This is a genomic window from Streptomyces sp. NBC_00523, from assembly GCF_036346615.1.
Taxonomy (GTDB): domain Bacteria; phylum Actinomycetota; class Actinomycetes; order Streptomycetales; family Streptomycetaceae; genus Streptomyces.
In genome coordinates, this window is the sequence record NZ_CP107836.1 from 6,609,266 (window position 1) to 6,630,541 (window position 21,276).

Consider the following 21,276-nt stretch of genomic DNA (forward strand, 5'->3'; position numbering starts at 1 on the left):
AGGCGTCGAATGAACGTCCGGTTACCATATGAGCGCCGCCTAGCTCGAAAGATAAACCTGTGACTGTCAATGACGACGCGTTCACCAACTGGAAAAACCGCGAGGAGATCGCGGAATCGATGATTCCGATCATCGGGAAGCTGCACCGCGAGCGGGACGTCACCGTCCTCCTGCACAGCCGCTCGCTGGTGAACAAATCGGTGGTGAGCATCCTCAAGACCCACCGATTCGCCCGGCAGATCGACGGCGCGGAGCTCTCGGTCACCGAGACCCTGCCCTTCCTCCAGGCCCTCACCACTCTCGACCTGGGCCCCTCCCAGATCGACATCGGCATGCTCGCCGCCACCCACAAGGCCGATGACCGCGGCCTCAGCGCGGCGGAGTTCACCGCGGAGGCCGTCGCCGGCGCCACCGGGGACAACAAGATCGAGCGCCGCGAGGCGCGCGACGTCGTCCTCTACGGCTTCGGCCGCATCGGCCGCCTGCTCGCCCGGCTGCTCATCGAGAAGGCCGGCTCCGGCAACGGCCTGCGGCTGCGCGCCATCGTGGTCCGCAAGGGAGCGGGCCAGGACATCGTCAAGCGCGCCTCGCTGCTGCGCCGCGACTCCATCCACGGCCAGTTCCAGGGCACGATCACCGTGGACGAGGCGAACAACCGGATCGTCGCCAACGGCAACGAGATCCAGGTCATCTACTCGGACGACCCGACCTCCGTCGACTACACCGCCTACGGCATCGATGACGCCATCCTCATCGACAACACCGGCAAGTGGCGCGACCGCGTGGGCCTGTCCAAGCACCTGCGCCCGGGCATCGCCAAGGTCGTGCTGACCGCCCCCGGCAAGGGCGACGTCCTCAACGTCGTGCACGGCGTCAACCACGACATGATCAAGCCCGACGAGCAGATCATCTCCTGCGCCTCCTGCACCACCAACGCGATCGTGCCGCCGCTGAAGGCGATGGCCGACGAGTACGGCGTGCTGCGCGGACACGTGGAGACCATCCACTCGTTCACCAACGACCAGAACCTGCTGGACAATTACCACGGTTCCGACCGCCGCGGCCGCTCCGCGCCGCTCAACATGGTCATCACCGAGACGGGCGCCGCCTCCGCCGTCGCGAAGGCGCTGCCCGACCTGGAGGCGACGATCACGGGCAGCTCGATCCGCGTCCCCGTCCCGGACGTGTCGATCGCCATCCTCAGTCTGAAGCTGGGCCGCGAGGCCACCCGCGGCGAGGTCCTCGACTACCTCCGCGAGGTGTCGCTGACCTCCCCGCTCAAGCGGCAGATCGACTTCACGACCGCCCCCGACGCGGTGTCGAGCGACTTCATCGGCTCGCGCCACGCCTCCATCGTGGACGCGGGACCCACCCAGGTGGACGGCGACAACGCGATCCTCTACCTCTGGTACGACAACGAGTTCGGCTACTCGTGCCAGGTCATCCGGGTCGTGCAGTACGTCTCCGGCGTCGAGTACCCGACCTTCCCGGTCCCCGTCGCCTGACCCCGGCCCGTACGACGACAGGTCCCGCCCGCCACGAAGGCGGGCGGGACCTGACCGTCAGCCGGTCCCGGAGGCGGTGACGGCGGGCGCGGGCGCATACCCCGTCGCCCGGGTGGTGAACGTGCCCCGGCCCTGCGTACGGCTGCGCAGCCGCGTCGCGTAACCGAACAGCTCGGCCAGCGGTACGGTCGCCGTGACCACCGCCGCACCGCCCCGCGTGGTGGAGCCGGAGACCCGGCCGCGCCGGGCGGCCAGGTCGCCGAGCACCCCGCCGACCGCGTCACCCGGCACGGTGACCGTCACCTCGACCACCGGTTCCAGCAGCACCATCGCGCTCGCCCGCAGGGCCTCCCGCAGCGCGAACCGCCCCGCCGTGCGGAACGCCATCTCCGAGGAGTCCTTGGGATGCGTCGCGCCATCGGTCAGCGTCACCCGCACCCCGGTCACCGGATGCCCGCCCAGCGGCCCCTCGGTCAGCGCGTCCCGGCAGCCCGCCTCGACCGCCCGCACGTACTCCTGAGGCACCCGGCCGCCGACGACCGCGGAACCGAACGCGAACTCCGCCGCCGCCTCGCCGCCGTCCCCGCCGGTGGCTTCCAGCGGTTCGACGTCGATGACCACATGCGCGAACTGCCCTGCCCCGCCGTCCTGTTTGACGTGCCGGTAGACCAGACCGGACACCCCGCGCACCAGCGTCTCCCGGTGCGCGACCTGCGGGCGGCCGACCCGGACATCCAGACCGTGGTCGCGGCGGATCTTCTCCGCGGCCACCTCCAGATGCAGCTCGCCCATGCCCGAGAGAACGGTCTGACCGGTCTCCGGGTCCGCCCGCACCACGAGCGACGGATCCTCCTCGGCCAGCCGCACCAGCGCGGCCATCAGCCGCTCCGTGTCCGTGCTCCGCCGCGCCTCCACCGCCACGGACACGACCGGATCGGCCACCGTGGGCGGTTCCAGGACCAGCGGGGCACCGGGCGCGCACAGCGTGGCACCGGGACGGACGGCCTTCGGACCGATGACCGCGACGATGTCCCCGGCCACCGCCGCGTCCACGTCCACATGCCGGTCCGCCTGGACCCGCAGGATGCGCCCGACGCGCTCACTGCGCCGGGTGGTCGCGTCCAGCACCGTCTCCCCCTTCCGGATCGTTCCCGCGTACACGCGCAGATACGTCAGCCGGCCCGTCGCGGTCGCGTTCACCTTGAACGCCAGCGCGGCGAACGGCCCTTGAGGATCGGCGGCCCGCTCCTGCACCGCCCCGTCGAGCGTGCCCCGTACCGGCGGCACATCGAGAGGGGAGGGCAGATACGCGACGACCGCCTCCAGCAGCGGTTCGACACCCCGGTTCCGGTACGCCGAACCGCAGAGCACCACGACCCCCTCACCGGTCCGCGTCAGATCTCGCAGCGCCCCGGTCAGCGTCTGTGCCGACAACTCGGAGCGTACGCAGAACTCCTCCAGGGCCGCCGGATGCAGCTCCGCCACCGCCTCCTCCAGGAGCCGCCGGCGCCGGACCGCCTCCTCGCGCAGCCCGTCGGGCACCTCGCCCTCCTCGTACGCATCGGCGCCGTCCGCCCACACCAGGGCGCGCATGCGCACCAGGTCGACGACACCGCGGAAGGCGTCCTCCGCCCCGATGGGCAGCTGCACCACGAGCGGAACGGTGTGCAGCCGGTTCCGGATCGAGGCGACCGCCGTGTCCAGGTCCGCACCGGCTCGGTCCAGCTTGTTGACGAAGGCGATGCGCGGAACGGAGTGCCGGTCCGCCTGGTGCCACACCGACTCGCTCTGCGGCTCCACCCCGGCGACCGCGTCGAACACCGCGATCGCACCGTCGAGCACCCGCAGCGCACGCTCGACCTCGTCGGCGAAGTCGACGTGACCCGGGGTGTCGATGAGGTTGATCCGGTGACCGTCCCAGGTGCAGCTGACGGCCGCGGCGAAGATGGTGATGCCCCGGTCGCGCTCCTGGGAGTCGAAGTCCGTGATGGTCGTACCGTCGTGGACTTCACCGCGCTTGTGAGTGGTGCCGGTGGTGTAGAGGATCCGCTCGGTCACCGTGGTCTTGCCGGCGTCGACATGGGCGAGGATGCCCAGGTTGCGGACGGTGGTGAGAGCGATGACGGGAGAACGGTGCTGGTGGGTACGCACGGCCGGTGGCCTTTCGGGATGATCCGGAAGAAGACGGCGCGATACCCCCGGACGAAGCGGCCCGGATGCGGGCCTGCGGGCCCCACTCGACATGACTGCATGTCAGAAAATGTGCGGGGACCGGGTGTTCGTCACGGGGTCCGGGGCCGGCCGCGCAGCCGGCTCCGGGCGGCGCGAGACACCAGGATCACCTCGAACCGCGACGGGGGGACGACGGCAGCGGTGCGGTAACGCACGGCGGTCTCCCCTCAACGGTCACGGCGGACGCGACGGCGGACGGCCGGCGCGCGGTGTGGGGCGAGTTTAGGGAAGGCGGGGCGTGCGGGGGAACCGGTTTTTCGGCCGGGTGCGTCCCGGACCCAGCGGCCGGCAGGCGCTCCGGCACCGGCGCAGCGCGCTCCGGCCGCAGCCGCGCCACTCGGCGGGCGACGGACCCACACCCCGGCCACCCCGGGTGATCAGGGCGTTCACCGGCGTGTGCGGGTCCAGGGCCATCGTGCGCGCGAACAGCACGCCGATCACGAGCGGGGCGAGCGAGAGGGCCAGGGAGGTGCCGGCACTGGTGACGTGCCGCACGCGGAGGCGCTTCGGGTCGGGAGCCATGACCCCATTTCAGCGGCGGCGCCCCGGCCCGGGATCGGGGTACGTACTCAGACCGCACGGCCCGGATACTCACCCGGACCGTGCGGCGCGCCCGCCGGACCTTCAGGCGTTGGTGCCGGAGCCCCCGCCCGACGCCGCCTTGATGCCCTTCGTGATCGTGTCCAGGACGGACAGCGAAGGCGCCTTGGTGTTGATGTCGAAGCCGGAGCGGATCACCACCAGCATGTCCTTGGCCAGCGGGGACGGGAAGGCCAGCGACTCGACGTAGCCGTCGTCGCCGTTCTTCGTCACCACCTTCCAGCGCACCCGGTAGCCCTGCTGCCCGGCCACCGTGACCGCCTCGGACTTCAGCTCCTCGTGCGAGGTGATGCCGCCGTAGATCTTCTCACCGTAGGACTCGTTGGCGTTGGTCTCGATGTCCTTCTCGGCGGTGGCCTGCGCCGTCTTGGTGGTCAGCTTCAGCGCCTCGGCCGGGGCGGAGAACACCCCGCCGCGCACGCACTTCTGCTCGGTGTCACCGGGGCAGGCGTAGGACCCGGTGGTCACCCCGGCGCCCATACCCGACTCGCCCTTCCAGCCGTCGGGGACCGGGATGCTGATGCCGCTGGCCAGGTCCGTCGCGTAACCGTCCTCGATCTGCGGCTGGCCCTGCTCCGGCGACTGGTTGTCGCCGCCGTCACCGGAGCCGCCGTTGCCGCGCTCGTCACCGTTGCCGCCGCTGCCGCCCGGGCCGCCGCCGCGCTGCCGGTCGGGTCCGGGCGATGGGGAGGCGGAGGGGGTGGTGGCAGCGGTGTCGCTCTTGCCGTCCGAGTCGTCCGTCAGTAGATAGACGCCACCCCCGATGGCGGCCAGCACCACCACGGCGGCGGTGATGCCCGCCCCGATGCGTATGCGCCTACTGCGGACGGCCGCCGGCGGTACGCGCAGATGGTCGGTCCACTGGGTGCCGTCCCACCAGCGCTCGTGGCGGGGGCCAAATCCTGAATACCCGGGGTCTGGATGCCAGCCGGGCGGGCTCGTCTGGGTCACGCCCGACACGTTAACCGGACTGCCTGAGAATCCTATGAACCGGGTGGGGGAACCCCGTCGGTCCACCGCCCGCAGCTGCCGCCTTCCTTGGTCTAGACATGTGGAGGGGGTGTCGCTAGCATCCGCCGACGAGGCGCGGTGGACCCGCCCGACCGCGCCCAGAAGTGAGGGCCCCATGGAAGCGACCGCCCCCGACCGTCGTTTCGCCGAGGACTACCGCCTCGCCCGGGAGATCCCGCGCGACGGGCTCACCGCCTGGCGCGCCGCCGTCGCCGCCGAGGTGGAACTCGCACCGGGCGCCACCGTCCTGGACGTGGGCGCGGGCACCGGCTCCTTCGCCTCCGCCTTCGCCGACTGGTTCGGCGTCCGGGTCCTGGCCGTGGAACCGGCCGCCGCCATGCGGGCGCTGATCCCCCAAAACGGGCTGATCGAGGCGCTGGACGGGCGGGCCGAGGCGCTGCCGGTGCCGGACGGCTGCGCGGACGCGGCCTGGCTGGGCTCGGTCGTCCACCACATCGGCGATCTGGCCGCAGCCGCCCGGGAGTTGCGCAGAGCCCTGAAGCCCGGCGCCCCCGTGCTCATCCGCAACTCCTTCCCCGGCCGGTGCGCACGGGACCTGCGGGTCCGCTTCTTCCCCGGCGCCGAACGCATCGTGGACGGCTACCCGACGGTGGAGCGGACGTGCGCCGCCTTTGCCGGGGCCGGCTTCACCCGCGTCGCGCTGCACGCGGTGCCGCAGGAGAGCGCGCCGAGCCTCGCCGCGTTCGCCGACCGGATCAGGCGGGACACCGACGCGAAGCTGCGCGGCCTCGGCGACGACGAGTTCGAGCGCGGGATGCGCCGCCTGCGTACGGCGGCGGAGCAGGAGCCGGACCGGCCCGCCGTGAGCTGGATGGACCTGCTGGTCCTGGCCTGACCGCGCGCCCCGCCGACGTAAGGTCGGTCCGTATGAAGCTCAGCGACGAGGAAGGGCGGGCCGTACGGGCCGCCATGGCGGGCGAACTGCGACTGCTCGACCCGGCGGTACGGGCGTCGCCCGAGGCGGTGACGGAACTGCTCGACCCGGAGTTCGCCGAATTCGGCGCCTCCGGGCGACGTTACGACCGCGCCTCGATCCTCGCCGTCACCTCCGCCGTCGAGGACGACGACCCCGCCCCGGTCGTCTCCGAGCTCTCCGGCACCCTGCTCGCCCCGGATCTGGTCCACCTGACGTACGTCACCGAGCGCAACGGCCTGCTGTTCAGGCGCAGTTCGCTGTGGCGCAGGACCGGTGAGCGGTGGCGGCTGTACTTCCACCAGGGCACCCCGGCCGGTCCCGACCGGGCCGCCGCCGGATATCCGGCGGACAGCCCCGGCGGCGCTGCATAGGCTCACCCGATGACACCTTCGCGCTATCCCTCCAAGCCCCGTCCCGGCGACCGCGTCGCCGTGCTCTCACCGGCCTCCGGTCTGCCCGGAATCCTGCCGCTGCCCTACGAGTTGGGTCTGCGCAGGCTTCGCGAGGACTTCGGCCTGGAGCCGGTGGAGTATCCCTGCACCCGGAAGATGGGCTCCACCCCGCAGGAACGCGCCGCCGACCTCCACGCGGCGTTCGCCGACCCGGAGATCAAGGCCGTCATAGCCAGCATCGGCGGCGACGACCAGATCACCGTGCTGCCCCACCTGGACCGCGCACTGCTGCGCGCCAACCCCAAACCGTTCTTCGGCTACAGCGACAACACCAACCTGCTGGTGTTCCTCGACAACCTCGGCATCGTCGGCTACCACGGCGGCACCGTCATGGTCGAGTTCGGCCGCCCCGGCGCGCTGCACCCGCAGACGGCCGAGTCCCTGCGGGCCGCACTCTTCACCCACGGTGCGTACGAGCTGGCGCCCGCGAAGGAGACCGGCAGCACCAACCGGGACTGGAGGGACCCGCACACCTTCGAGCAGGAGCCCGAACTGCTCCCCGCCGATGGCTGGACCTGGCACCACGCCGACCGGGTGGTCGAGGGGGCAAGCTGGGGCGGCAACCTGGAGATCCTGGCCTGGATGCTGATGGCCGACCGGGAGATCCTGCCCCCGGAGGATTACGAGGGCCGGGTGCTGTTCCTCGAAACCTCCGAGGAACTGCCCAGCGCCGACGAGGTGTACCGCATCCTGCGCAACATGGGGGAGCGGGGCCTGCTGCGGCGTTTCCCCGCCCTGCTGATGGCGCGCGCCAAGAACTGGTCCTTCGACCGGCCGCTCGACGCGGAAGCCGGGGCGGCGTACTGCCGCGAGCAGCGGGAGGCGGTGCTGCGCGCCCTCGCGGAGTACGCCCCCGACACGATGGCCGTCTTCGACGTCGACTGCGGTCACACGGACCCGCAGGTCATCATCCCGTTCGGCGGCACCATCCGGGTGGACGGTGTGGCCCGGCGCATCACCGTCACCTACTGAGCGGGCCGGCGCCCCGTTTGTGGTCCGACCACATGGCGTGTGTGACATAGTCGTGATGTACGCATACGCCCGAACGGGGAGTGGAGAAGCGGATGCCTGTCGAGTGGCAGCCCGTACGGCAGGCCCGGACCCATGAACTCGTGCTCCAGAGCATCGAGGAGCAGGTCTTCGCCGGGAAGCTGAGGGCCGGGGACCGGCTGCCGCCGGAGCGCGAGCTGGCCCCCGTGTTCGGGGTGAGCCGCTCCGCGCTCCGGGAGGCGCTGCGGGTGCTCGAGACGATCGGCGTGCTGGTCGCGCAGCCCGGCCGGGGCCACGACTCCGGCGCCCGTATCGTGCGCAACCCGGACGACGCGCTCGGCCGGCTGCTGCGCCTGCACTTCGCCCTCGGCAGCTACAGCCTGCACGACGTGATGGAGGCCCGGGTCGCCCTGGAGCGCTCCAGCTTCGCGGCCGCCGCGGAGCACGCGTCCGACGAGGACCTGGACGGGGCGGGCGCGGTGGTGGCCCGGATGGCGCGGGAGGGCATCGGGCCGGAGGAGTTCAACGAACTCGACACGGAGTTCCACGTCAAGGTGGCGAGCGGTTCGGGCAACGCGCTGACCTCCACACTGACCGCCGCGGTACGGGAGTCCGTACGGCCCCTCATCCTGCGGGCCCTCGAAGAGGTGGACGACTGGCCCGCCACCCAGGCCCGGCTCAACGCCGAGCACACGGAGATGCTGAGGCTGGTGCGTACCGGTGACGGCGAGGCGGCGGCCGACCTGGCCGAGCGTCACATCCGCGGCTTCCACGGCACGCTGGTGGACGAGGACCGGACCGGCTCCGGCGGCGAGGGCGCGGAGTAGCACCCCCGCCGCACGGTCCTACGGCAGCATCCAGGAGAGCGCGGCCGTGGACTGGAGGTAGACCAGCACGCAGAGGACGGCCAGCATGGCCACGCTGTATCCGGCGACCTTGCGCAGCAGGATGCGTTCCGAGCCCGGCATCGCGACCGCGGTGGCGGCGATCGTCAGGTTCTGCGGGCTCACCAGCTTGGCGACCACTCCGCCGGAGGTGTTCGCGGCGACGAGCAGGGTCGGGTCGATCCCGGCGGTCTGCCCGGCCGTCTGCTGGAGGTTGGCGAACAGCGCGTTGGCCGAGGTGTCGGAGCCGGTCACGGCGGTGCCGAGCCAGCCCAGCACCGGCGAGAGCAGGGCGAACAGGCCGCCCGCCGTCGCCAGCCAGGTGCCGATGGCAACGGTCTGACCGGACTGGTTCATCACGTAGCTCAGCGCGAGCACGGTGGCGACCGTCGCGATGGCGGTCCGCATGTTCTTCAGCGTCCGGCCCGCCGCCGAGAGCGCCGTGCCGGCGGTCATCGGATAGACGTCGCGGTCCTTGGCGAAGCGGTAGACCAGCGTGACCAGAATGCCGGAGATGATCAGCAGGGTGCCCGGATTGCCCAGCACCTCCAGGGTGTACACCGCGCTGGACGAGGGCGTACCGCCGGTGGTCATCAGCTCGCCGTAGAGGCCCGGCCACTCGATCTTCAGGTTGGCGTGGCCCAGCACCTCGGGCATGTCAAGACCGCCCACGTGCAGCTTGGCGATCCCGAAGATCGCGATCACCAGGATGTACGGGAGGACGGCATAGGTGACCCGGTGCCGGGTGAGCGGCTCGTTCTCCACCTGGGAGCGCTGGTCGTCCGGCGTCCGCGGCTTCCAGAACCGCAGCATCAGCACGGCGACGCCGAACCCGACGAGCGAGGCGACCACATCGGTCAGCTCGTACGCGAAGTGGTTGGCGCACCAGAACTGGGTCAGGGCGAAGACGCCACCGGTGACCAGCGCGATCGGCCACAGCTGACGGATGCCGCGCGTGCCGTCCACGACGAACAGAAGCAGCAGCGGTACGAAAATCGCGAGCAGGGGCGACTGGCGGCCGATGACCGAGGCGATGTCCTCGGGGGGAATGCCGGTGAGGTTGCCCGCGGTGGTGACGGGGATGGCCATGGCGCCGAACGCGACCGGCGCGGTGTTGGCGAGGAGCACCGTGACCGCTGCCTTGACCGGGGGCAGGCCGAGGGCCAGCAGCATCACGGCCGTGATGGCGACGGGCGCGCCGAAGCCGGCCAGCGCCTCCAGCAGACCGCCGAAGCAGAACGCGATGAGCATCGCCTGTACCCGCAGGTCGCCCCGGCCGACGGCGCTGAACGAACGGCGCAGATCCTCGAACCGGCCGCTGACGACCGTGAGTTCGTAGAACCAGATGGCCGCGACGACGATCAGCATCACCGGGAAGAGGCCGAAGACCAGTCCCTGGGACGCCGAGAGCAGCCCCAGTCCGACCGGCATCCCGAAGCCGGTCACCGCGACGAGCAGCGCTGTGAGGACCGAACCCAGCGCGGACACCAGCGCCGAGCGCTTGGCCGCCATCAGGAGCACGAAGAACACGGCCAGAGGGATCAGGCTCACCAGCGCGGTCGCCAGGAGGCTGCCCCCGATGGCGTGGACGTCCGGCGCGTACGAAGCCGGCACGGTGGCGGGTGGTGCGGAAGCCACGGAATTACTCCTCGCTGAGTGACGCAGCTGATTCAGCGATCAGTAGGACACCGGAGATGTCGTATGTCAATAAGGTCAGACCAAATGCTGGCCAGGTCACTTCGCGCTCCAGAGGCTCTTCGGGTGCTCCCCGGATGCGCCTGCACCCCGCCGGAGACGGCCGGAGGGTAGTATGGTCGGACCATAACTTGCGATCGGGGAGGTTCCATGCGTATCGGACTCTTCGCCACCTGTCTGGGAGACACGCTCTTCCCCGAGGCGGTGAAATCCACCGCGGTGCTGCTGGCCCGCCTGGGTCACGACGTGGTGTTCCCGCCGGGCCAGACCTGCTGCGGCCAGATGCACGTCAACACCGGCTACCAGCGCGAGCCCGTCCCGCTGGTCCGCAACTTCGCCGCCCAGTTCGGCGACGCCTCCATCGACGCCGTCGTCATGCCGTCGGGCTCCTGCGCCGGATCGGTCCGCCACCAGCACGAGATCGTCGCCGAGCGGTACGGGGACGCGGCGCTGCGCGCGGGCGTCGCCACCGTCAAGGCGAAGACGTACGAGCTGTCCGAACTCCTGGTGGATGTGCTGGGCGTGACCGATGTCGGCGCGTACTTCCCGCACCGGGTCACGTACCACCCCACCTGCCACTCGCTGCGCATGCTCAGGGTCGGCGACAAACCGCTGCGGCTGCTGCGCGCCGTCGACGCGATCGACCTGGTCGAGCTGGGCGAGGCCGACTCCTGCTGCGGGTTCGGCGGCACCTTCGCCGTGAAGAACGCCGACACCTCGACGGCCATGCTCCAGGACAAGATGCGCCACGTCACCGCGACCGGAGCCGATGTGTGCACCGCCGGTGACTCCTCCTGCCTGATGCACATCGGCGGCGGGCTCTCCCGCATCAAGGCCGGGACGCGGACCCTGCACCTCGCCCAGATCCTGTCCGCCACCCGCACCTCGCCGCACGTCCTGACGGAGGCCGCCCGATGAGCGCGACGTTTCTCGGCATGCCCGCGACCCCGCCCCGCTCCCCGTACGGCACGGGAAACCTGCGCGGCGACCGCAAGTTCCCCGCCGCCGCCCACGACGAGCTGGGCAACGAGCAGCTGCGCCGCAACCTCGGCCGGGCCACCCACACCATCCGGGCCAAACGCCTCCATGCCACCGGCGAACTGCCCGACTGGGAGGAGCTGCGCGACGCCGGGTCGGCCATCAAGACCGACACCATGAACCGGCTCCCCGAACTCCTGGAGGAGCTGGAACGCAACGTCACCGCACGCGGCGGCACCGTGCACTGGGCGCGCGACGGAGTCGAGGCCAACGAGATCGTCGCCCGGCTGGTCCAGGAGACGGGCAGCGACGAGGTCATCAAGGTCAAGTCGATGGCCACCCAGGAGATCGGCCTCAACGAACACCTCGAATCCCTCGGCATCGCCGCGCACGAGACCGACCTCGCCGAACTCATCGTCCAGCTCGCCCACGACAAGCCTTCGCACATCCTCGTCCCCGCGATCCACCGCAACCGGGACGAGATCCGGGAGATCTTCCTCAACGAGATCCCCGGCGTCGACCCGGCCCTGGACAACGTCCCCGCCCACCTGGCCGCCGCCGCCCGCGCCTACCTGCGCGAGAAGTTCATGACCACCAAGGTGGCCGTCTCCGGGGCCAACTTCGGGATCGCCGAGACCGGCACCCTCTCCGTCGTGGAGTCCGAGGGCAACGGCCGGATGTGCCTGACCCTCCCCGACACGCTCATCACCGTCATGGGCATCGAGAAGATCCTCCCGCGCTACCAGGACCTGGAGGTCTTCCTCCAGCTCCTGCCGCGCTCCTCCACGGGCGAACGGATGAACCCGTACACCTCGATGTGGACCGGCGTCACCCCCGGGGACGGACCGCAGACCTTCCACCTGGTCCTCCTCGACAACGGCAGGACCGCAGCCCTCGCCGACCGCATCGGCCGCGAGGCGCTGAACTGCATCCGCTGCTCGGCCTGCCTCAACGTCTGCCCGGTGTACGAACGGGCCGGGGGCCACGCCTACGGTTCGACCTATCCCGGACCGATCGGGGCCGTCCTCACTCCGCAGCTCGCCGGGATGGACGCCGCCAAGGACGACCCCAACAGCTCGCTGCCGTACGCCTCCAGTCTCTGCGGGGCCTGCTTCGACGCCTGCCCCGTCAAGATCGACATCCCCTCGCTGCTGGTCGAACTGCGCCACCAGCACACCGAGCAGTCCGGCACCACCGCAGAGAAGCTCGCCATGAAGGCGGCCGGTGCGGTCATGGGCCGGCCCAAGGTGTACACCGCCGCGCAGAAGGCCGCTCGGCTCGGCCGGGTCCTGGCCCGGGACGGGAAGCTCCCTGCGCTGCCGCCCCCGCTCAACGGCTGGAGCGACAGCCGCGACACCCCCGCCCCGCCGAAGCAGACCTTCCGTGCCTGGCTGGCCTCGGCCGAGGGCGCGGCCGCCATGCGCGAGGCGTCCGCCGAACACACCCGCAACCAGCAGCAGGAGGACGGCGCATGACGACCGCCCGTGAGACCGTGCTCGGCCGCGTCCGGGACGCGCTCGCCCTCGCGCCCGCCCGTGAGACACCCGCCGGGGAGACCCCCGGCCCGCGCGTCTACCGCACCGGGCGCACCCTCCCCGACGAGGAACGCCTCGCCCTCTTCACCGACCGGCTGGTCGACTACAAGGCGCAGGTCCACCCGTGCACCGCCGACCGGACCGCCGAGGTGATCGCCGAGGTGCTGCGGGAGCGGGGAGCCGCGCGCATCGGTGTGCCCCCGGGACTCGACACCGGGTGGCTGGCCGCGTACAAGGGCGAGGTCCGGCAGGACTCCGCGGACATTCCGGCGCCGCGCCTGGACGCCCTCGACGGGGTCGTCACCGCGTCCGCCGTCAGCTGCGCCGAGACCGGCACCATCTTCCTGGACGGCTCGCCCGACCAGGGGCGACGGGCGCTGTCCCTCGTGCCCGACCTTCATGTGTGCGTGGTCGACCTGTCGACCGTGGAGGTGGGTGTGCCGGAGGCGGTGGCCCGGCTGGTGCCGGAGCGCCCGACCACGCTGATCAGCGGGCCCTCGGCCACCTCCGACATCGAGCTGGAGCGGGTCGAGGGCGTCCACGGCCCGCGCACCCTCGCGGTCGTGATTCGCACAGACGTTTAGGTGCTCATGCCGGGCGGGATTACGCTCTCTGCCTGGCATGGACACACTTACCCTCTGGCAACTGGCGGCACTGGCCGCGGCGTCCGCACTTGTCGGCTTCTCCAAGACGGCCGTCAGCGGCGCCAACACGATCAGCCTCGCGGTTTTCGCGGCGGTGCTCCCCGCCCGCGAATCCACCGGGGTACTGCTCCCGATCCTGATCGCCGGCGATGTGCTCGCCGTCCTCGTCTACCGGCGCCACGCGCACTGGCCGACCCTGCTGCGGCTCTTCCCGGCCGTCGCGGCCGGCGTGGTGGCGGGAACGCTGTTCATGATGTGGGCCGACGACGCCACCGTGCGGACCTCGATCGGCGCGATCCTGGTCTTCATGGCCGGCGTCACCGTCTGGCGCCGCCGCACGGCGGAGACCGTCGCCGAGCCCGGCGCCGACGATGGACCGCCGACCGCCGGTGAACGGCTCAAGGCGCGTTCGTACGGGGTGCTCGGCGGTTTCACGACCATGGTCGCCAACGCGGGCGGCCCGGTGATGTCGCTCTATCTGCTCTCGGCCGGATTCCGGAAACTGGGCTTCCTGGGCACCTCGGCGTGGTTCTTCCTGATCGTCAACACCTCGAAGGTGCCGTTCAGCGTGGGCCTCGGACTGATCGACGGGCGCTCCCTGCTGCTGGACGCCTGCCTGCTGGTGTTCGTCCTGCCCGGCGCCTGGATCGGCCGGAAATGCGTCGACCGCATCAACCAGCGGCTCTTCGAACGCATCGTCCTGGCCGCCACCGTCGTCGGCGGCCTCCAGCTCCTCCTGGTCTGAACGCGTTACGCCGACGGCCCCCGCGGACACGCGTCCGCGGGGGCCGTCTCGCGTAGGGCGGCGGGGCCGGTCAGATGATGCCCTCCTCGATCTCCGCCTGCTCGCGCGCGTTCCCGTACGCCGAGGGCGTGCCGTACGAGCGCCGCGCGACGAACCACCACACCGTGGCCAGGACCAGCACCGCGACCAGGGCGATCGACGCGTAGTTCATCGAGTCGATGGTCACCGGGGACGACTGCGGCAGCAGGAACAGCACCGTCACGATCGCCACCCACACCACCGCGATCCAGCCGACCGGCTTCGACCAGCGGCCCAGGTGCCACGGCCCGCGCTGGAAGCGGCTCCCGGCGCGCAGCTTCAGGAAGATCGGGATCGCGTAAGCGGGCGTGATCCCGATGACGTTGATCGCGGTCACCGCGCCGTACGCGGTCTCCGAGTACAGCGACGGCAGGGCCAGCACCCCGGCGACGATGACCGAAAGCCACACCGCCGGAACCGGTGTCTGCGTCCGCGCGCTCACCTTCCGCCAGAGCGAGGAGCCGGGCAGCGCGTTGTCCCGGCTGAACGCGAACACCATCCGGCTGGCGGCGGCGACCTCGGCGTTGCCGCAGAACAGCTGCGCCGCGATCACGATCAGCAGCATCGCCGTGGCGCCCGAGGTGCCCAGCGCGTCGATCAGGATCTGCGCGGGCGGCACACCGGTGTCGCTGTTCTGCGTACCCGCGTAGTCCTGGATGGCGAAGGTGAGCCCGGCCAGCAGGACGAAACCGGCCACCCACGACACCCAGATCGCCCGGACGATGCCGCGCGCCGCCGACACCGAGGCGTTCGAGGTCTCCTCCGACAGGTGGGCCGAGGCGTCGTAGCCGCAGAACGTGTACTGCGCGAGCAGCAGTCCGATCGCCGCCACGTACAAGGGGTTGTGCCAGCCGGTGTCGTTGACGAACTCGGTGAAGACGAACGAGGGCGACTGGTGGTGCGAGGGCACGATCGCCAGTACGGAGACGATCACCGCGACACCCGCCAGGTGCCACCACACGCTGATCGAGTTGAGGATGCTGACCAGCCGCACCCCGAACAGGTTGAGGACGGCGTGCAGCAGCAGGATGCAGACGAAGATGATCATCGTCTTGCCCGGGGTGGGCGTGAAGCCCCACTGGAGGTTCATCAGCGCGCCCGTGAACAGCGCGGCGCCGTAGTCGATGCCCGCGATGGCGCCGAGCAGCCCGAGCAGATTGAGCCAGCCGGTGTACCAGCCCCACTTACGGCCGCCCAGCCGGTCCGCCATGTAGTACAGCGCCCCCGACGTCGGATACGCGCTCGTCACCTCGGCCAGCGCCATGCCGACGCACAGCACGAACAGGCCGACCCCGGCCCAGCCCCACAGCATCACGGCCGGCCCCCCCGTCGACATGCCGAAGCCGTACAGGGTCATGCACCCCGACAGGATCGAGATGACGGAGAAGCTGATGGCGAAGTTGCCGAACCCGCCCATGCGGCGGGCCAGGACCGGTTGGTAGCCGAGCTCACGGAGCCGTTGCTCCTCGTCCTTCGGCGCACTGGTCCCGGCACCCTTGCGGGGCGAGGTGGACACGGACATGGAGGACCTCCTGGGGGGTGGATGGGCAACTCGGAAAAGGGGGCGGGTGCTCAGCCGGGGTCCGCCGCCAGCGCACGGGCCCTCGCCCGCACGAAGACCTCCTCGGCACCGCCGGGATCGTCGGGCGTACGGGAGCGGCAGGCCCAGGGCAGCGAGGTGAAGTACGGGCCCAGCTCGCGGAACACCTCGGCCGCGTCGGCGAACCGGAGCGCCCCCCACAGGGCGTGCGCCAGGTGGTTGAGGTCGGGCAGGGTGCGGCCGGCGGCGGGGGAGCGGCGGTACCAGACGTCCAGCGCGCGCACCGCCTCGCGCTCGGCGTCCTCGGTGACCCAGTGCAGGTCGAGGGCCTTGTCGTGGTCGTGCTCGCGGCGGTAGCGCTCGACCCGGACGTACAGCGGGAGCGCATGGAGGGCCGAGCCCTCGGGCGCCGTGGACGACGCCCACTGAACGAAGTTCACCGCCTCGGAGAGCGTGCCGCCCGCCCTGCGCGCGTACACGAACTGGAGCATCCGGTGGTACGCCTCGCGGTTGTGCGGGTCCCGCCGGTCGGCCTCCGCCAGCAGCCCCCACGGGCCGGGGAACAGCATGGGCCCGGGCGGCGGGAGCCGGTGCTCGGCTAGGCGCTGGTCGTCGTCCAGCTGGGACAGGGCCAGCAGGCACACCCAGGGCACCGGGTCGGCCGGTGCGGCGTGCGCCGCCGCACGGCACGCCTCCCACGCCTCCTGCCAGAGCTCCCGGCCGCTGGGGTGGCCCGAGCGGTTGGCCCGTACCGCGCGCTCCACGGCGACCCGGGCGCGCATCACGGCCCCCGCGACGCTCTCCGGCTCCTCGGTCAGCCAGGTCCGTATCGCGTCCGTCCCCGCCGCGACCGCGCCGAGGACCTGGGTGCGCTGGGTCCACCGGGCCCAGTCCGGGGTGCCCGCCAGCAGGTCGCGCATGGCGATCCAGCGGCCGGTGCGTAAGTCCTGTAACGCCGCTCGGAGTTCCTTGTCGTGGCCGGCCGGATGGTAAACCGGCCGGAATTCACCGTTGGCCATGGACGCGCTCGGGACGGGGTGCTGAATTCATCGATCCTCAGGGATTATTGCGGCGGAGAAACAGTTGAAGAACGAACCGCTTTTGGGCTTCCGGTTGCTGCTCGGCGGTGAGTGTAGAGCCCTTTGCGCGGAACTCTCGAACGAATCATTGATTCCACCCAAGTCGCTTACTGGTTACTCGTGTTGGCACCTCCCTGCCCCCTTCGAACGGTTCCGGACAGACGGCCGGCGCGTGCTTGACGTAACCGCTGGGCTGCACCACTCTGGGTGGCCGCGATCGAAGATCACGATTCCGTTCGAGCCCTCGGGCTCGCGTACCGCTGGAGAACCGATGACAGGCCCGGTGCTGGCAATCGACCAGGGCACATCGGGAACGAAAGCGCTGGTGATCTGTCCCGAGCGCGGCGTGACCGGGTCCGGTTCCGCCCCCGTACGGCCCCGCTACGGTCCCGGTGGTGCCGTCGAGACGGACCCGGCCGCATTGCTCGCCTCGGTCGTCGCGGCAGGCCGGCAGGCGCTGGCCGAATCGGGCGGCACCGTCGACGCCGTGGGGCTCGCCAACCAGGGCGAGACGGTCCTCGCCTGGGACCCGGACACCGGGCGGCCGCTCACCGAGGCCATCGTCTGGCAGGACCGCCGCGCCGCCGACGTCTGCGCGGAACTCGCGCCCCGCGGCGACGAACTGCACCACCTCACCGGACTCCCTCTCGACCCGTACTTCGCCGCGCCGAAGATGGCCTGGATCCGCCGCGAACTGACCCGCGAGGGCGTCGTCACCACCAGCGACGCGTGGCTCGTCCACCAGCTCACCGGCGCCTTCGTCACGGACGCCGCCACCGCCGGACGCACCCAGCTCCTCGACCTGGACCGCGTCGCCTGGTCACCGGCCGCGCTGGACGCGTACGGCCTCGGCGACGAGCGGCTGCCGACCGTGACCGACGCCGCCGGATCCTTCGGTACGACGGGGGTCTTCGGCGGCGAACTCCCGCTCACCGGGCTCCTGGTCGACCAGCAGGCGGCCCTGCTCGCCCAGAGCGCCCTGGACCCGTCCGTCGCCAAGTGCACCTACGGGACCGGCGCGTTCCTCCTCGCCGGGACCGGTACCGCACCGCGCCGCAGCACCGGCGGACTGGTCAGCTGCGTGGCCTGGCGGCTCGGCGGGCGCACCAGCTACTGCCTGGACGGCCAGGTCTACACGGCGGCCTCCGCGGTGCGCTGGCTCACGGACCTCGGGGTGATCGCGGGCGCCGCCGATCTCGACCCGGTCGGGGCCACCGTCCCCGACACCGGCGGCGTCACCTTCGTCCCCGCACTCGCCGGCCTCGCCGCCCCCTGGTGGCGGAGCGACCTGCGCGGCTCGGTCACCGGGCTCGGCCTCGACACCTCGGCCGGGCACCTGGTGCGCGCCCTGTGCGAGGGGATCGCCGCCCAGGTGGTGGAGCTGGCCGCCGCGGTCACCGCCGACCGGGGCACCCCCCTGTCCGTCCTGCGCGTCGACGGCGGCCTCACCCGCTCCGCCCTCCTCATGCAGACCCAGGCCGACCTGCTGCAACGCCCGGTCGAGGTGTCCGCGCTCCCCGACGTCACCGCGCTCGGCGTCGGCGCGGTGGCCCGCATGGGCGCCGACCCCACGCTCCCGCTCGCCCGGGCCGTCCCCGACTGGAAACCGGCCGCGGTCTACGAACCCCGCATCGGCCCGGACGAGGCGGCCGAACGCCTCGACACGTTCCGGACCGCGGTGCGCGGGCTGCTGGAGCGGGCGTGAGCGCGAAGGCCCATCGGACAGGCCCGACGACGTGGTAGCCGCGACACGGCCCACCGTCACCCGCGCCGCGGACCCGCTCCCCGACGAACCGCCCTACGACGTCACGGTCATCGGCGCCGGAGTCGTCGGCACCGCCATCGCCCGCGCACTGGCCCGCCACCCCCTGCGCACCGCCCTCGTCGAGGCCACGGACGACATCGCCAACGGCACCTCCAAGGCCAATACCGCCATCCTGCACACCGGTTTCGACGCCGCCCCCGGCACCCTGGAGGCCCGCCTCGTCCGGGAGGGGCAGCGCCTGCTCTCCGCGTACGCCGCCCGCACCGGCATCCCCGTCGAGCGCGTCGGCGCCCTCCTCGTCGCCTGGGACCGGGAACAACTCGACGCCCTGCCCGCCCTGCTGGCCAAGGCCGAACGCAACGGCTACCACGCGGCCCGGCTGCTGGACGCCGAGGAGACCGCCGCCCGCGAACCGCACCTCGGGCCCGGCGCGCTCGGCGCCCTGGAGATCCCCGACGAAGCCGTCATCTGCCCCTGGACCACCCCGCTCGCCTACGCCACCGAAGCCGTCCTGGCCGGGGTCCACCTCCACTTCGACTGCCCCGTCCAGGACATCGCGTACGCCGGGGGCCTGCACACCCTCACCACCGCCCGGGGCACCCTGCGCACCCGCCTGCTGATCAACGCCGCCGGGCTGCACGCCGACGCGATCGACCGGCTGCTGGGCCTCGACACCTTCACCGTGCGCCCCCGCCGGGGCCAGCTCATCGTCTTCGACAAGCTCGCCCGCGACCTGGTCCACCACATCCTGCTGCCCGTCCCCACCGCCGCCGGCAAGGGCGTCCTGGTCGCGCCGACCGTCTTCGGCAACGTCCTGCTCGGCCCCACCGCCGAGGACCTGGACGACAAGGACGCCACCGAGTCCACCGCCGAAGGGCTCGCCCTGCTGCGGGATAAGGGCCGCCGCGTCCTGCCCCGGCTGCTCGACGAAGAGGTCACCGCCGTCTACGCGGGCCTGCGCGCCGCCACCGGCCAGGAGGACTACCGGATCACGGCCCACCCGGACCTGGCCCTCATCACCGTCGGCGGCATCCGCTCCACCGGACTCACCGCCTCCATGGCGATCGCCGAGTACGTCGTCTCCCTGCTCCCCGGCGCCGGACTCGACCCGGGGGAGCCCGCCGAACCGGCCCCCCTCACCCTGCCCGGTCTCGGTGAGACCTCCGAGCGCCCCTACCTCGACGCCGGTCTGATCGCGCGCGATCCCGCGTACGGCACGGTCGTCTGCCACTGCGAGCGCGTCACGGAGGGCGAGATCCGCGACGCTCTCGCCTCGGTGCTCCCGCCGCGCTCGGCCGCGGGGCTCGCCCGCAGGACCCGGGCCGGCAACGGACGCTGCCAGGGCTTCCACTGCGGGGCCGCGCTCCGCGCCCGGATCGAGGAGGCCCGCCCATGAGCCGCCGCGAACGCCCGGTCGACGTACTGATCGTCGGCGCCGGACCGGCCGGCCTCGCGGCGGCGGCCGGTCTCGCCGCCGCCGGGGTGCCGCGCGTCGAGGTGCTGGAGCGCGACCAGGAGCCGGGCGGCGCCCCCAGGCACTGCGCCCACGGCGGATTCGGTACGCGCGCGAGCGGCGATCTCACCGGTCCCGCGTACGCCCTGCGCTGCGCTGCTGACGCCCGCACGGCCGGCGCCACGCTCCGCACCGGCATCACGGTCACCGGCTGGGCCGGGCCCCGTACCCTCGACGCCACCGGCCCCGGCGGCCTGGAACGCATCACCGCCCGGGCCGTCGTCCTCGCCACCGGCGCCCGCGAACGCTCCCGCGCCGCCCGGCTCGTCCCCGGCACCCGCCCCGATGGCGTCTACACCACCGGCGAACTCCAGCAGTCCGTCCACCTGCACCACCAGCCCATCGGCACCCGCGCCGTGGTCGTCGGCGACGAACCGGTCAGCCTCGCCGCCGCCGACACCCTGCGCACCGCCGGGGTCCGCCTCGTCGCCCGCGTCACGGAGCACCCGCCCCGCCCCTTCGCGGCCGTACGCCCGTCCGGCGGCGCACCCCTGCTCACCCGCACCACCGTCACCGCCCTGACCGGCCGCCCCCGTCTCACCGGCGTTCGCGTGCGCCACGCGGACGGGCGGACCGCCACCCTGGCCTGCGACACCGTGGTCTTCACCGCCGACTGGATCCCCGACCACGAACTCGCCCGGCGCGGCGGCCTCCCGATGGACCCCGGGACCAGGGGACCCGCGCACGACCCCGCGTACCGCACCGGACAGCCTGGGGTCTTCGCCGTCGGGAACCTCCTGCACGGCGGGGAGAGCGCGGCCACCGCCGCCCGCGAGGGCCGGGCCGTCACCGGACCCGTGCTGGCCCACCTGGACACCGGCAGCTGGCCGACGGGCGGGGCGCCCCTCGCCGTCGCCGCACCGCTGGAATGGGCCGCCCCCAACGTCACCGGGCCCGGCGGGCGCCGGCTCCTGCTGCGGACGGGCCGACGGCTGACCGCACCGCTGCTCGTCGTCAGCCAGGACGGGGCGCTGCTGCACCGTAGACGCCTGGCGCGGTCCGTCGCGCCGGGCCGCTCCTTCACCCTCACCGCCTACTGGCTGCGACGCGTCGAGCCCGACGGCGGCACGGTGCACCTCCGGATCGCCTGACC

18 protein-coding genes are annotated in these 21,276 nt (G+C 72.1%); 12 read left to right on the forward strand and 6 right to left on the reverse strand.

Features of this window, described 5'->3' with window-relative positions; all coding sequences use genetic code 11:
- Window positions 1-59 precede the first annotated feature (59 nt).
- Window positions 60-1,505 (forward strand): glyceraldehyde-3-phosphate dehydrogenase, encoded by a 1,446-nt coding sequence (locus OHS17_RS29820; protein ID WP_330314654.1) that lies wholly within the window; start codon window positions 60-62, stop codon window positions 1,503-1,505.
- Window positions 1,506-1,562: 57 nt separating this feature from the next.
- On the opposite strand, the gene fusA is transcribed toward OHS17_RS29820, so the two are convergent.
- The 3 genes from fusA to OHS17_RS29835 form a co-directional block, all read right to left on the reverse strand.
- Window positions 1,563-3,656 carry an elongation factor G gene (gene fusA / locus OHS17_RS29825; protein ID WP_330314655.1) on the reverse strand — a complete coding sequence of 698 codons (2,094 nt, stop codon included), beginning with the start codon at window positions 3,654-3,656 and terminating at the stop codon, window positions 1,563-1,565.
- Between the two features lie 303 nt (window positions 3,657-3,959).
- Window positions 3,960-4,259 carry a hypothetical protein gene (locus OHS17_RS29830; RefSeq protein WP_330314656.1) on the reverse strand — a complete coding sequence of 100 codons (300 nt, stop codon included), beginning with the start codon at window positions 4,257-4,259 and terminating at the stop codon, window positions 3,960-3,962.
- Between the two features lie 102 nt (window positions 4,260-4,361).
- Complete coding sequence (locus OHS17_RS29835; protein WP_330314657.1) at window positions 4,362-5,288, reverse strand: DUF2510 domain-containing protein; 927 nt, start codon at window positions 5,286-5,288, stop codon at window positions 4,362-4,364.
- A 175-nt stretch (window positions 5,289-5,463) separates the two neighbouring features.
- On the opposite strand from OHS17_RS29835, the gene OHS17_RS29840 reads away from it, so the two are divergent.
- The 4 genes from OHS17_RS29840 (at window position 5,464) to OHS17_RS29855 (ending at window position 8,554) form a co-directional block, all read left to right on the forward strand.
- Window positions 5,464-6,204: a class I SAM-dependent methyltransferase gene (locus OHS17_RS29840; RefSeq protein ID WP_330314658.1), complete on the forward strand. Its 741-nt coding sequence runs from the start codon at window positions 5,464-5,466 to the stop codon at window positions 6,202-6,204.
- A gap of 32 nt (window positions 6,205-6,236) precedes the next feature.
- Window positions 6,237-6,656: a nuclear transport factor 2 family protein gene (locus OHS17_RS29845; RefSeq protein WP_330314659.1), complete on the forward strand. Its 420-nt coding sequence runs from the start codon at window positions 6,237-6,239 to the stop codon at window positions 6,654-6,656.
- A gap of 9 nt (window positions 6,657-6,665) precedes the next feature.
- Window positions 6,666-7,709, forward strand: a complete 1,044-nt coding sequence (locus OHS17_RS29850) for a S66 family peptidase (RefSeq protein ID WP_330314660.1) — start codon at window positions 6,666-6,668, stop codon at window positions 7,707-7,709.
- A 92-nt stretch (window positions 7,710-7,801) separates the two neighbouring features.
- Complete coding sequence (locus OHS17_RS29855) at window positions 7,802-8,554, forward strand: FadR/GntR family transcriptional regulator (RefSeq protein ID WP_330314661.1); 753 nt, start codon at window positions 7,802-7,804, stop codon at window positions 8,552-8,554.
- 18 nt (window positions 8,555-8,572) lie between these two features.
- On the opposite strand, the gene OHS17_RS29860 is transcribed toward OHS17_RS29855, so the two are convergent.
- Window positions 8,573-10,249 carry an L-lactate permease gene (locus tag OHS17_RS29860; protein WP_330314662.1) on the reverse strand — a complete coding sequence of 559 codons (1,677 nt, stop codon included), beginning with the start codon at window positions 10,247-10,249 and terminating at the stop codon, window positions 8,573-8,575.
- A gap of 207 nt (window positions 10,250-10,456) precedes the next feature.
- Between OHS17_RS29860 and OHS17_RS29865 the strand changes: the two genes are divergently transcribed.
- The 4 genes from OHS17_RS29865 to OHS17_RS29880 are packed head-to-tail and all read left to right on the forward strand — an operon-like array spanning window position 10,457 to window position 14,208.
- Window positions 10,457-11,224, forward strand: coding sequence for a (Fe-S)-binding protein (locus tag OHS17_RS29865; RefSeq protein WP_330314663.1), 768 nt, complete (start codon window positions 10,457-10,459; stop codon window positions 11,222-11,224).
- Window positions 11,221-12,759 (forward strand): LutB/LldF family L-lactate oxidation iron-sulfur protein, encoded by a 1,539-nt coding sequence (locus tag OHS17_RS29870; protein ID WP_330314664.1) that lies wholly within the window; start codon window positions 11,221-11,223, stop codon window positions 12,757-12,759. The genes OHS17_RS29865 and OHS17_RS29870 overlap by 4 nt, the downstream gene beginning before the upstream one ends.
- The gene (locus tag OHS17_RS29875; protein WP_330314665.1) at window positions 12,756-13,403 is read left to right on the forward strand and encodes a LutC/YkgG family protein; all 648 of its coding nucleotides are present in this window, start codon (window positions 12,756-12,758) and stop codon (window positions 13,401-13,403) included. The genes OHS17_RS29870 and OHS17_RS29875 overlap by 4 nt, the downstream gene beginning before the upstream one ends.
- 37 nt (window positions 13,404-13,440) lie before the next feature.
- Window positions 13,441-14,208, forward strand: coding sequence for a sulfite exporter TauE/SafE family protein (locus tag OHS17_RS29880; RefSeq protein ID WP_330314666.1), 768 nt, complete (start codon window positions 13,441-13,443; stop codon window positions 14,206-14,208).
- A gap of 70 nt (window positions 14,209-14,278) precedes the next feature.
- On the opposite strand, the gene OHS17_RS29885 is transcribed toward OHS17_RS29880, so the two are convergent.
- Entirely contained in the window at window positions 14,279-15,808 is a 1,530-nt protein-coding gene (locus tag OHS17_RS29885; protein WP_330314667.1) for an amino acid permease, read from the reverse strand.
- Window positions 15,809-15,858: 50 nt separating this feature from the next.
- A complete protein-coding gene (locus OHS17_RS29890; protein WP_330314668.1) occupies window positions 15,859-16,845 on the reverse strand; it encodes a hypothetical protein in 987 nt (328 codons plus the stop codon).
- 331 nt (window positions 16,846-17,176) lie between these two features.
- Here OHS17_RS29890 and OHS17_RS29895 point away from each other — a divergent pair, with 331 nt between their 5' ends.
- Genes OHS17_RS29895 through OHS17_RS29905 form a run of 3 tightly spaced genes read left to right on the forward strand, consistent with a single transcriptional unit; the run spans window position 17,177 to window position 21,274 of the window.
- Window positions 17,177-18,610 carry an FGGY family carbohydrate kinase gene (locus OHS17_RS29895; RefSeq protein ID WP_330314669.1) on the forward strand — a complete coding sequence of 478 codons (1,434 nt, stop codon included), beginning with the start codon at window positions 17,177-17,179 and terminating at the stop codon, window positions 18,608-18,610.
- A gap of 31 nt (window positions 18,611-18,641) precedes the next feature.
- Window positions 18,642-20,066 carry an NAD(P)/FAD-dependent oxidoreductase gene (locus OHS17_RS29900; protein WP_330314670.1) on the forward strand — a complete coding sequence of 475 codons (1,425 nt, stop codon included), beginning with the start codon at window positions 18,642-18,644 and terminating at the stop codon, window positions 20,064-20,066.
- A complete protein-coding gene (locus OHS17_RS29905) occupies window positions 20,063-21,274 on the forward strand; it encodes an NAD(P)/FAD-dependent oxidoreductase (protein ID WP_330314671.1) in 1,212 nt (403 codons plus the stop codon). The genes OHS17_RS29900 and OHS17_RS29905 overlap by 4 nt, the downstream gene beginning before the upstream one ends.
- Window positions 21,275-21,276: the final 2 nt, after the last annotated feature.